The organism is uncultured Aquimarina sp., assembly GCF_947496855.1.
In the GTDB taxonomy this organism is placed as follows: domain Bacteria; phylum Bacteroidota; class Bacteroidia; order Flavobacteriales; family Flavobacteriaceae; genus Aquimarina.
Genome location: NZ_CANMED010000003.1, coordinates 475541 through 488086, shown reverse-complemented (window position 1 = coordinate 488086; position 12546 = coordinate 475541). Strand labels below are relative to the sequence as shown.

The following is a 12546-nucleotide window of genomic DNA, read 5'->3' as shown; positions in this document are numbered from 1 at the left end:
ATTATATTTTAATAGAAATATTATACTACTATAGTTTATTGCTTTATAATTTTTCTGGTAGAGGTTTTTCCATCGATATTGATTCTACAGAAGTAAATTCCGTTCGCTAAAGATTTTTCTCCTAGTGAATATTGGTGTTGTCCTTGATTGACTTTTTTATTAATGATGGTTTGTGATGCGCCATAAACATTAATAAGTTCAACTCTAAGATCACTAGTTAATTTTGTAGTGTACAATTGTAATACAGAATTTTCTGTTATTGGATTTGGAAATATTGTGATTTTCCCTTCAGAAATATCATCTTCTGAGGCAGTATTATTCAATCTCATAGTATCGGGATTTTGATCATACCAGGTGCCATTATAATACCATCCGTTTTGGCATCTGTTAAGGTCTGACGTTTTTGAAGTTCCATTATTACTAAATATAAGATTGGTACAAGATATATTCGACAGTGTATATCGATACCAACCATTTGTATCAACTGTCATAGATTCTCCAGGCCAAGAAGTCGTTACTCCTGATGGAGTAGTATTCCAAAAATAAATAACTGGCGAAGTATAAGAGTCAGTTTTAAAGTAAACTGTTAAATCTTGATTTTGACTTTCTTCAGGATTACTGTCATACCAAACTCCGTTATAATACCATCCGTCTCCACATCTTTGAAGATCTACAGTTTGATTCGCTCCATTACTGTTAAAAATTATGTTGGTGCAGTTAATACCACTAAATGTAGATGAATACCAGCCATTGCCAATATCGATCATGGCGGCTCCTGGCCAAGGAACTGTTGATGCTATTGGAGTTGTATTCCAATAATAAATATTTGGATTAGATAGTTGTCCTTTATAATAAACCGTCATTGAATCAGTTGCATTAGAAAAAGAGAATGAATTACTAATCATTGTTGATGATAAACCTTCTGTATCAAATGCAATGGCTTTTATCGTGGTGTCAGAAGAAAGTATTATTTCCGATGTATATCGTGTAGAAGATGTTGTCGGTTGGTCTCCATTCAAAGTATAATAAATCTCTATTCCTTGAGGAGAATTATCAGTTGCACTTAGTGATACGGTTACAGTTTCTCCTTCCACAAAGGATCCTCCCTCTGGTGACATTAATATTGTTGGAGGAGTATTTTCGGTATTTCTAGGATCTGTATCATACCAAATGCCATTATCAAACCACCCATCTCTATCTCTTGTTAAGTCATCAGTTTTTGTACCGCCGTTATCATTAAAGAGTAGATTAGTACTCTGAACTCCTTCAAAAATATATTCATACCAATCAGAGTTATTAATTTGGTTCATTTGTGGACCTGGCCAATCACTAGGTGGTAAAACATCAGGTGATTCATTCCAATAATGTACATTAGCTTGTGACCAAGAAGATGGTTTCTTAAAATAAACGTGTAACCCTTCTATTGGACCGATTTGATAATTTTTTGTAATGATGTCAGATGCTGTACCATCTTTATCAAAAGCAATAGCTTTGATAGTAGTAGATGTTGCAATAGTAAATGAACTCATATATTGAGAGCTGGAAGTACTTGGATTTGATCCATCGATAGTATAGTAAATATTGTAAGGAGCTCCAGCACCACCAATACCTTCCATTGTAACTTGAATTGGATCTTCAGAGTTTGTAGTGTTTGGGTTAATAATTACAACTGGATTACTTGGACCGTTCACACAATTTTCAAAGAATCCTTCTCCACAACCTCCGATAAGACCTGGTCCATTCAATACATAAATTCCGGCTGATCCAGACGTTACGGTAAAATTTAATACTCCGTTTTGCGTTGCAATTTCACGACCTGTTGCGGCGTCTCTATATAATCCATTGGTCATTCCTGAAATACTAAATGAGGCATTCCCATCTTTGGCTAACCCAACAGCAACTTCGCTACCTTGATGTACCCTGCGATAAGAAACGGCATTACCAGGAGCCTCTTTCCAATTCCAGCTTCCCTTTTGTAATGCCGGAACAGCTTTTCGTATTGCGTTTAATTTTTTAATATGTTGGTATATTTTATGGTTTGGAGCTTGATCCATTACATCGCCATAATATGCTCTTCCAGTATTATTAATTGACTCTCTAATTCCTGCTTCATTATGGATATCATTAAACTCACCAGCTTTAAATCGCATTTCGGTTCCATAATATACAGTTGGAATTCCTCTCCAGGTAAACATGAAATTCATACAGGCTGCTAAGTTTTCATCAGAACCTCCATAACGTCTATTCCAGTCATTATTAGGCCCAAAATCATGATTGTCCAACCATGTTACCAAGGTAGAGGGATCACTATATAAATTATCATACCTGGCCGCAGCTTTTACGGTTGGAAAGGATTGCCCTTCTTCAAACGTACCATGAAAAGTAGCTTCTCCAAAGAAATCTATTACAGCGAGATCTAAGGGAGCAGAATTATTAACGGCTCCTCTCCATGTATAATAATGAGGATTTGTTTCCTCTACAGGGTGTAATTCGTGACGTTTTTGTGCTACTTCACCAAAAATGAATAAGTCAGGATTTATAGCTTTAAAAGCATCATAGAAATAAATAATATCCTCTCTACTCATATGTTTTACTGTATCCCAACGGAACGCATCTACTCCCATATTGATATAGGTAGCATACGCATTAATAAGATAATCTCTAACAATTTGACTTTCTGTGTTAAGGTCCGGAGTGTCCCCCGCCAATGCCCGGTTTTGTAAATTTTCTACATCATCAAAACCTTGCGCAAAACCGTTTCCGGAATGATGATACCAATCTGGATCAGAAGTATCAACATAACTTTCTTTACTTGGAAAATTGTGCTGCGATAAATCTTGATTATAAGGAGGAGGCATTTTTGCTAAATTAGCTCTACTCCAAATTAATCCATCGTCTGGGTTAGGTGTTAAACCATCATATTCCCAATTGGGATTGTCAGGTGCAAACCAAGGTTTGGTAGGATCTGTATTATATTTTATTTCAGCTACATCTTTTATTCCAAAGCGACCAGCGTGATTTGTAACTACATCCAGTACAATTTTCATTCCACGCGCATGGATTTCATTAATTAAATCTTGGAACGTGGCTCCTGGAGATTCTAAACGTGGATCAACCTTAGTGAAATCCCAGGCGTGATAACCATGATAATCTAAAGGGCTACGATTATGTACTATAGGTGTAATCCAGATTGCTGTAAAACCAAGATCTTTTATGTAATCTAATTTTTGAATCAATCCTTTAAAATCACCTTTCCAGGTTACGTCATCAGAATCAGTAATGGTTGGATTTATTTCAGGATTAGGATTGTAAGAGGACCATTCTGTTGGTGCGTTATTGCTAGAGTCTCCATCAAAGAAACGAGTGGTCATTAAAAAATAGATAGTTTCTTCTCTGAAGTCCGTTTGTGCAGTTACTAGATAGGAATTTAGTAATAGACTCCATAGACATAATATGCCTAGGGTTTTAGGTAGTGAGTTTTTCATGAATTTTAGTGTTTGAATTGTGTCTTGTGTGATTTTTTTCTTCCTTAAGAAGTTAGTGTCTGAATTATCATATTCGAATAATATTTTATAGATTATTAATACAATCTTATTTTTTTAATAACAAATAAGATAAATACACAATTTAGGGTAATAATTATTCACTAAGGTGACCACCTAATTACTCAAACGTTTTCGTGTTGATAACATTTTGTATAGTAGTTTTTAGAGTAGCGTTAGATTAAAATTATTGGCAAATGCAATACAGAAATTATTTTTTGAAAATGATGAGTTTTTCGGATATAATTATTTCACTAAAACCATAGTGATTCTTAATCCAATTCAATGTTTTTTTTGTGTAGAAGAACACGTGAGTAGTATCATTCTTGTACCACCATGAATCAAAATCAATAGACTCATCATAAAGATATGTCTTACAATATAAACTTCCTTTATTTTTTAATAATGAATATAATAATTTGAACTCCTTATTAGGATGATAAAAATGTTCCATTACCTCGCAACAAGCAATATAGTGATAAGTTGATTGCAATGCCTTCGAATCAGGATCGAAGAACGGGTCAAACGTTGTGATAGTATATTTTTGATTTCTGAGCATGGTAGTAATAACAGGATTACTACCACTTCCAAAATCTAAACCTTTATGATTCTTACGATAGTTCTTTATAATAGCATTGACAATAGGAGAAACGAAATTTTGATAACCTAGATCTGTAACATCATTATTATGTATTTCATACCGTTTCCTTTCTTTATCATTAGAAAGGAAATAAGATGAATGTAGAGAGATTCCATCACAGTTCGGACAATGTTGGTATGCTCGTTTGTGTACAACAGAAAATTCTGAGGTTTTTGAGCCACAAAGAGCACAATTCATATTATAATATTAGAGTTGCTTTATTTTTTTTAATTTGTTTTTCCAAACTTCGAGATTTTCTTTATGCTTTTCGATGTTCTTTCGCACTTCGATTACCAATGGATTATTGTCATCTGCGTGTTTAAAGAATTGTAGATTATTTTCTAATTGACGTATTTCGCTATGAACTTCTTCAATCTTTTTACGTATGAAATTTTGCTCATTTCTAAGTGCTCTATCATCAGACTGATTTGCAAGTGAATTGAGTTTGTTTTCGTATTTAATCATTTCAGTCTCTTGTCGGCTTAAGTTTAATTGCCCAAAAAGACCATCTAATACTTTATTAAAATCAGATTCGATGTTGCGTTTTTTGTATGGAACTCTACCTATTGTTTTCCAAATACCAATATTTTCTTTAATGGCATCAAGATCGTTTTGAGTATCACCAGATAGCTTTAGCTCTTTTAACGCTTCAATATGGGCTAGCTTCTTCTCATAAGCTACAACTTCTTCCTTATTAGCTTCGTTTTTTTCAGCGTGGATACGATCAAAATAGGAATTACAAGCATCTTTAAATTTTTTCCAGATTCTATCACTATCCTTACGTGGTACGTGTCCAATTTTTTTCCAATCCGATTGAATTTTTTTCATCAATGGAGTGGTAACAGAAAAATCATCACTATCCTTATTATCTTCTGCAATTTTGATGAGTTCCATTTTCTTGTTCAGATTTTCGAACTGATCTTTTTTCAGACTCTTATAGAACGCATTTTTATTTCTATTAAAATCTCTTACAGCACCCTTAAAATGGCTCCACGTCTCTTCATTTGAACTAGAAGGTACTTTTCCAGCTTTAAAAAACTCTTCTCTTAGCGCTTCTATTTCTTTTATCTTTTGTTGCCAACCTCCATGGTTTTTTGGATGTTCGGTCGCAACTTCAATAATCTTAGTAATAATTTCTTGTTTTACCTCTAGATTTTTTTCATAAACTTTGTCTTGTACTTTAAAAAATTGTTGACGGTTTTCATGAATTTTTTTGGTAAGTTCACTAAACTTTTCCCAAATAGGCTCTCTATATTCTTTAGCAACGGGTCCTAAGTCTTCTTTCCACATTTTGTGGAGAATTTGCAATTCCCTAAATGCTCTATTCACATCTGTTTCCTGAGCTAACTCGGTTGCACGCTCTATAATTTTAAGTTTTTGTTCTAGATTGTGTTTAAAATCCAGATCCCTAAAATCTCTGTTGAGATGCAAAAAATCATAAAAATTTTCTGTGTGATGATGGTATGTATTCCAAACCGTATTGTATTTGTCTCTTGGGATTGAACCTGCATTATGCCATCGCTCTTTAATTTCCTTAAAATGATTGTAGGTAGTATTGATATTCTCTTCTACATTCAATAGACCTTTTAGTTCTTCAATGATATCTAATCTCTTTTGTAGATTTGCCTGAAGATCTTTTTTAAGGTTTTGATAGTATGCGTTTCTTTTCTCTTTATAATCAAAGTAAACGGAATTAAATTCTTTTTTTAGTGGAGTAGAGTAGTAGAAGTCTATTATATTTCCACCATCGGCTAAAAACTCATCTTTTTTCTGTTCTACTTCTTCGTTAAACTTGGCATTAAATTCGGTCTTAATTTCCTCTACATGTTCCTTGATAGCTTGAATTTTTTCGCTTTTTACCAAAAGACGTAATTCAGATATAAGTTCATCTTTATTCATTGCATGATAATCTTTCTTTTCGATATCATGACGCTCTAATTTGCTCTCATCCTCGCTATCCTTTGCCACTGCTTGGTCCATCTCATTTAAGATTTCATCATCAGGCGCTTCGGTAGATTCTCCACTTTCTTTTTCTACTTCGATATTTGAAGTGTTTTCAATGACTGGAGACTCTTCAGTAGATATACTATCCTCAATAGATTCTTCTACTTTAGTTATTTCTTCAGGTTTACTACCCAGTGATTCTTGAGTTTCAGTATCAGATTCCATTGCTTCAGAAACGGGATTTTCTAATTTCTCCTCTAAAGCCTTAGTCTTATTTTCTTCATTTCCATCTGCCTTAGGCAGGTTATCGTGTGTGGACATTATATAAAATGTTTTTGTTTGTCTGAGGTTAACGATTGACTAAGATACTAACATCTTCTATAAACTCAAAGCAAATGCTCGGTTTTAGGAATTACTTAGTTGAGATTGAAGGGGTAATTTTGTGCCTTAAAAAAGAGAATACTATTGATTCCAGATTTCCCAAGATTTTTCTGCTTGTAAAATTAGCATATTCAGGCCATTAGAAGTTGTGGCTCCTTTTTGTTTGCCTTTTTTTATAAAGGTTGTTTCCTCTGGATTGTAGATGAGATCATATAACACGTGATTGTCACCTAGGTACTCATAAGGGATATCTGGATAATTTTCTACGTCTGGGTGAGTGCCTAAAGGAGTACAATTAATAATTAGTTTAAAATCTTTTATGATATCCTCATCCAGATCATTGTAACTAAGTTCTTTAAAATCCGGATTCCGAGAAACAAAAACATATTCAATATTTAAGTTGTCTAATGCATATGCTATGGCTTTTGATGCTCCACCTGTTCCTAATATTAATGCCTTTTTAATAGCTGTATTAAGCAAAGGCTTTAGAGACTCTGTAAAACCATAGAAATCACTGTTATACCCTGTCAATTTCCCGTTACTTTCAAATTTAATTACGTTTACAGCTCCAATTTCTTTGGCAATAGGATCTAATTTATCTAAATATGGAATAACTTCTTGTTTATATGGAATAGTCACATTCATCCCTTTTACTTCTGCCTGCTGTATGATGGTTTTTAGCTTGTCAATTGTTTGAAGATCAAAATTCTTATACTGGCATTTTAGTTCTTCTTTGTTGAATTTATTAGAAAAATAGTTTTTAGAAAAAGAATAGCCTATGTCTCTACCCAGTAATCCGTATATGTTCATTTTGGTTTAGTTTTTAAGGTTCTTTCGCCGTACCATTCTAACCAAAGAACAATAGCAATACCTACTAAAACAAAAAAGAAGGCAATATATGTCGGTGCAATTGTTAGATCAGGTAGATAACGATCGTAATTATCAAGAATAGGATTTCCTTGTGCATCAATTAGGATTTTTCCTAAATCATTTTGTTTATACATCTTATATTTCCAGGGCCAAACAACACCTAGAGATCCAGTAATAAAACCAATAATTGCAGCAAAAGTAGCATTTTTGTAATGCTTTAATACATATCCTAAAAAATGTGATAATGTTACTAAACCGGTGATTGAGCCTAAACTAAATACTACAAGAACTTTAAGCAATCGTATTCTCTTAGTATTTTCCGTAAAGGACAAATCCCATTGTATCAGGTCGGCAATGGTATCATATAAAGCATTTACCGAGTCTACCAATAACAATACATAGTTTCCAAAAAGTATAAGGATAAATGAGCCAGATAATCCTGGTAATGTCATACCAGAAACACCCACAATACCACAGAAAAAAACAAAAAATAAATTATCATTTTCTTTGGCAGGTTCTAATAAACTGATGCTAATACCTACTATTATTCCAATAATAATAAAGCAAATATTGCGCTTGCTCCAATCATCAAAATCTTTTACGATATAATATATGGAGCCAATGATCATTCCGAAAAAAGCTGCCCAGACATATAGTTCATAATGGATAATTAGATAATCGAGAATTTTGGAAACACTGAAATAACTAATTAGCATTCCTAAAATAAGCAGTGCTAAAAAACGACCATTTATATATCTCCAGAAGCTTTTAAACCTAAAATCAATAAATAATTTAAGTGCCTTAAGATTTATTTTCTGTAGAGAATAAATAAATTCTTCATAAAAACCGGCGACAAAAGCCACAACTCCACCAGATACACCAGGAACTTTATTAGCAGCTCCCATAGCCAAACCTTTAATGACTAGAAAAAACTTATCGCTAAACGTTCTGGTATTTTCCGCCATCTATTAATTGTCTTTTTTTATTGCTAGGCGCTCTAACAAAAGAATTAGCAGAAAACCGATAGAGACAAAGAGAAGTGCCCAAATAATTCTAGGATCTCCATCAAAATTTGCGGGTAAGATACTTTTTTCAATAAAAGGAACTTCAAGACCTTCTGAGTTTGTTCTCCAAGAGATTACTTTTTTCCAAGGCCATATCTTATTCAAAGACCCAATCATAAATCCTGTAAGTAAAGCTAAGGTCATGTTTTTGTGGTTATTGAACATCCAGTTTAATACTTTAGAAAATAATTTTAAACCAGTAACAGCACCAATACCTATAATAACTATTTTATAAAAAGCTTGCCATAACATGTCAAAATCCATGGTGGTTAATCCTTCTCTAAACTGATTAAGTATACCTATAAACGTTTGATATGCACCAAGGATTAATAAGATAAAAGCTCCTGAAACACCCGGTAAAATCATTGCTATTATCGCAATAAATCCACAAAAAAGTAAATACCATAGACTTTCTGGGGATGCTATAGGTTCTGCTATAGTTACAAAATAAGAAATAACAGCAGCTAGTATTATGCTAAGAAAAATTTTTGGGTTCCAAGAGGTTATTTGTTTGCCAATATATAGTATACTTGCTAATACTAATCCAAAGAAAAATGACCATAACAATAATGGTTCATTATGTAAAAGCCATTTAATTGCTTTGGCCAATGAAAGAATACTTATAGCTATTCCCGTAAATAATGCTAATAAAAAAGAAAGGTTATATTTTTTCCAGGCATTACCAAAACTTTCACTTTTCCAGACTTTGAAAAAATTAAGATCTAACGTATTGATAGTGGAGATAAGTTCTTCATATATTCCTGAGATGAAAGCTATAGTTCCTCCAGAAACTCCCGGAACAACATCTGCAGCTCCCATAGCAATCCCTTTCAGTGAGATAACCAAGTAGTCCTTAAGACTTCGTCGCATTCTTTTTAGTTTAGCAATTGTTATACAAACAAATGTATGTAATTTTTGATTTAAAGTATGCCGTTATTTTAAGGAAATTACAAGGTGGAATTAGTTTTATTACCTTGTTTCGTTATACTTGTAATATATTAATTTCTATTCTGTTTTATACTCAGAAATAATATTTTGCACCAAAGTAAGTTTATATACACGTTCGAATAACTCTTCTAAAACAATAGTATATTCTATATCCAAGTCCAGTGCTTTTCTAAGATGAAATTCTCCTTTATCATATTCTTGCTTTTCATAATACAGTCCAGCTAGCCGATATTGAACTTCAGCATTTTCTGGATAAAACTCTATTGCCTGGTGCATGTTTTGAATAGCACCATCAGATTCACCAATAAATTTTAAAATATCCGATCTATTAAGCCAAGTTTCCAGTTCGTAATTACCTAATTCTAATGCTTTTCTGTATCCGCGTTCTGCTTCTTCAAAGAAAGCTAATCTGTTATTGATTTTAGCATAACGTTTCCAATACAATACATTTTCTGCATCAATGCTTATAGCTTTGTTGGTATAATATAATGCTTTCTGATAGTTGCGTTTTCGCATGTAGAAATCTGTAATTGCAATCCAACCTTTATCTAATAAAGGGTCTTCGTGTACAGTTTTAGAATAATGCTGTATAGCTAGATCATCACTTCCCAATTTCTCAAAGCACTTTCCTATTCTTAATAAGGCAAAAGAAGTAGGGTCATCTAATTCTAAGGTAATACGATAATTTTCTATGGCTTCGTTATAGCGTTTTAATTTTTCTAATACTTTTCCTTTTTCCAGATAAGCACCTATGAAATATTCATCACTAATAATTGCAAAATCAAATGCAGCTAAAGCTTTTTGATAATCCTTAAGGTCAAAATATTGTTTGCCTACCTGATGCCAAGCCACCTCACAATATGGATTTTTATCCAAAAACATATTAAGATATGTAATAGCTTCTTCGTGTTGTTCTAAGAAGTCAAAACAATATATTATATTATATAACGCAGAGTAATCTTGATTATCAGACTCTAAACATCTCATAAAATTTACTTTCGCATTTTCGAAATCATCCATAAAGAGATATTCCATTCCGATCAAGGAATATACATCAGCCTCATCTGCTGTGTACTCCAGTGCTGTACTTAATAATTCAATTGCTTTTATATGATCGTTTTGCTTAGAAAGGATATTTGCTTTTTGGATATATATTTCTTCATTTTCAGGTTCTAACGCGTGTAGTTGACCTAGAAGATTATCCGCTTTGTCTAATCTATCCTCGAAAACAAGTACTTCAACTTGTAATAGTTTTAAGTTTACAGAAGATGGGTGTTGTGAAAGACCTAAAGAAATTGCTTTTTTAGCCTTTGCTATTTTTCCGTTTTCCAGATAATGATGAATTATAGATTCAAACTCATCAGAATCAAAAAACTTAACATCATTAGATCTCAACATAGACTCATAGCGAGTGATTGAGAAATTATTTTCTTCGAATTCTTCGTGGTTAAATTTCATCCGTTGTCCTTATTTTTAATAAATGTCAGATGGAATTCGCATAATATTAATTTCGATATTTTTGAAATTCATAAGTATGCTCATTTCATACACGTTGATTAAGGGTGCTCTATAAATCAAAAATATGTTACAAACCTTTTTTGTCTTCCCCAACAAGCAAGAGTTGTAAAAACAACATTACTTAATTTATTTTTGCACTATTGATTTCTTCTGAATTAAATTTACAAATGAAATTGTACGATACTACTTCAGGAATCAATTGTTTTTAACAAACTAATTAACAAAATGTGTACCATTAATAATTAACGGTTTAGCATTTTTTATATTATAAGCCACTAGATAGTATAGAATGTATGATATGGTAAGATATTCTACTAAAGATAAGGGTTTTAAATCAGTTTAAAGGTATCGTTTTTAAAACTTTTTATGATTTTCAATCTCATTTAATATTTCAAGAATGATCTGGCAGCCTTCTTTGATTTCTTCTTCAGATATCGTCAAAGGGGGTGTAATGCGCACTGCTAGGGGTTCAAAAAGCAACCAAAAAAGAATTAATCCTTTGTCTTGACACCTCAAAACAATTTCATTTGTGATTTCCGCAGAAGGAGTCATAATGGTTAGCATTAATCCAATGCCTCTTATTTCCTTGATTAAAGGATGTATTAGTAATACTCGGAATAATTTTTCTTTTTGTAAGGCCTCTGCCATTAAGTCACTTTCTGTAATTTCTTGTAATGTTGCCAAAGCGGCAGCTGCAATTACAGGATTACCACCAAATGTTGTGATATGGCCAAGTTTAGGGTTGTCTTGTAGTTTATCCATCATACTAGAAGAAGCGGTAAAGGCGCCTATGGGTAATCCACCTCCCATACCTTTTCCCATAACAAGAATATCTGGAACCATTTCATAGTTTTGGAATCCAAATAATTTTCCAGTACGTCCAAATCCGGGTTGTATTTCATCTAGGATAAGTACAGCGCCAACTTCATCACAACGTTCGCGAACTTTTTTTAGATACTTATTTTTGGGGACAATAAAACCTGCCCCTCCTTGTATGGTTTCGAGTATTACTCCAGCTGTTTTTTCTGTAATGAATTGTAGATTTTCTTCTTTGTTAAATGTTATAAAAGATACATCTGGAATTAGTGGTCTAAAAGCTTGTTTCCGTTCTTCAAACCCCATCACACTCATAGACCCCATAGTATTGCCGTGATACGCGTGTTTAGCAGCTATGATTTGACTTCTTCCCGTCACTCGTCTTGCTAATTTAAGTGAACCTTCTATAGCTTCGGTCCCAGAGTTGGTTAAATATGTTTTTTCTAAAGTGTCGGGTAGAAGGGATGCTAAAAGTTTTGTGAGTTCTACTGCTGGTTTTTGGATATACTCTCCATATACCATTACGTGTAGATATTTGTCTAGCTGTTCTTTTACAGCGTTTATTACTCTTGGGTGTCTATGCCCAAGGCTGCAAGCAGATACTCCTGCCACAAAATCCAAATACTTTTTATTGTCGGTAGAAAAAATATAACTTCCTTCTGCATGAGAAATTTCCATAGCCAAAGGATGTGGTGTGGTTTGAGCCTGATATCTGTAGAAGTCTTTTTTCACCTTTACAAAGTTAAGTCAATCTATCGAAGTTTTAGTATCTTGATGTAAGAAACTCACCAATGTGTAATTTCTAAAACAACAATTTCGGTAC

Annotated in this window: 8 protein-coding genes; all 8 read right to left on the bottom strand. The window is 33.1% G+C overall.

The window, feature by feature from the left end:
- Nucleotides 1-35: 35 nt before the first annotated feature.
- Nucleotides 36-3485 carry a starch-binding protein gene (locus Q0921_RS11625; RefSeq protein ID WP_299256956.1) on the bottom strand — a complete coding sequence of 1150 codons (3450 nt, stop codon included), beginning with the start codon at nucleotides 3483-3485 and terminating at the stop codon, nucleotides 36-38.
- Nucleotides 3486-3753: 268 nt separating this feature from the next.
- The gene (locus tag Q0921_RS11620; RefSeq protein WP_299256954.1) at nucleotides 3754-4380 is read right to left on the bottom strand and encodes a class I SAM-dependent methyltransferase; all 627 of its coding nucleotides are present in this window, start codon (nucleotides 4378-4380) and stop codon (nucleotides 3754-3756) included.
- Nucleotides 4381-4389: 9 nt separating this feature from the next.
- Nucleotides 4390-6447, bottom strand: a complete 2058-nt coding sequence (locus Q0921_RS11615) for a DUF349 domain-containing protein (RefSeq protein ID WP_299256952.1) — start codon at nucleotides 6445-6447, stop codon at nucleotides 4390-4392.
- 141 nt (nucleotides 6448-6588) lie between these two features.
- The gene (locus tag Q0921_RS11610) at nucleotides 6589-7317 is read right to left on the bottom strand and encodes a shikimate dehydrogenase (protein WP_299256950.1); all 729 of its coding nucleotides are present in this window, start codon (nucleotides 7315-7317) and stop codon (nucleotides 6589-6591) included.
- Nucleotides 7314-8342, bottom strand: coding sequence for a DUF368 domain-containing protein (locus Q0921_RS11605; protein ID WP_299256948.1), 1029 nt, complete (start codon nucleotides 8340-8342; stop codon nucleotides 7314-7316). The genes Q0921_RS11610 and Q0921_RS11605 overlap by 4 nt, the downstream gene beginning before the upstream one ends.
- Nucleotides 8343-8345: 3 nt before the next feature.
- On the bottom strand, nucleotides 8346-9311 hold the full coding sequence (locus tag Q0921_RS11600; RefSeq protein ID WP_299256946.1) for a DUF368 domain-containing protein: 966 nt from the start codon (nucleotides 9309-9311) through the stop codon (nucleotides 8346-8348).
- Nucleotides 9312-9446: 135 nt separating this feature from the next.
- Nucleotides 9447-10847: a tetratricopeptide repeat protein gene (locus tag Q0921_RS11595; protein WP_299256944.1), complete on the bottom strand. Its 1401-nt coding sequence runs from the start codon at nucleotides 10845-10847 to the stop codon at nucleotides 9447-9449.
- Nucleotides 10848-11261: 414 nt separating this feature from the next.
- Nucleotides 11262-12455, bottom strand: a complete 1194-nt coding sequence (locus Q0921_RS11590) for an aspartate aminotransferase family protein (protein ID WP_299256942.1) — start codon at nucleotides 12453-12455, stop codon at nucleotides 11262-11264.
- Nucleotides 12456-12546 lie beyond the last annotated feature (91 nt).

What these genes read in the sequence shown, in the direction of transcription:
- Q0921_RS11620 (WP_299256954.1), bottom strand. Translation starts at nt 4,380, where the DNA reads ATGAATTGTGCTCTTTGTGGCTCAAAAACCTCAGAATTTTCTGTTGTA.
- Q0921_RS11615 (WP_299256952.1), bottom strand. Translation starts at nt 6,447, where the DNA reads ATGTCCACACACGATAACCTGCCTAAGGCAGATGGAAATGAAGAAAAT.
- Q0921_RS11610 (WP_299256950.1), bottom strand. Translation starts at nt 7,317, where the DNA reads ATGAACATATACGGATTACTGGGTAGAGACATAGGCTATTCTTTTTCT.
- Q0921_RS11605 (WP_299256948.1), bottom strand. Translation starts at nt 8,342, where the DNA reads ATGGCGGAAAATACCAGAACGTTTAGCGATAAGTTTTTTCTAGTCATT.
- Q0921_RS11600 (WP_299256946.1), bottom strand. Translation starts at nt 9,311, where the DNA reads ATGCGACGAAGTCTTAAGGACTACTTGGTTATCTCACTGAAAGGGATT.
- Q0921_RS11595 (WP_299256944.1), bottom strand. Translation starts at nt 10,847, where the DNA reads ATGAAATTTAACCACGAAGAATTCGAAGAAAATAATTTCTCAATCACT.
- Q0921_RS11625 (WP_299256956.1), bottom strand. Translation starts at nt 3,485, where the DNA reads ATGAAAAACTCACTACCTAAAACCCTAGGCATATTATGTCTATGGAGT.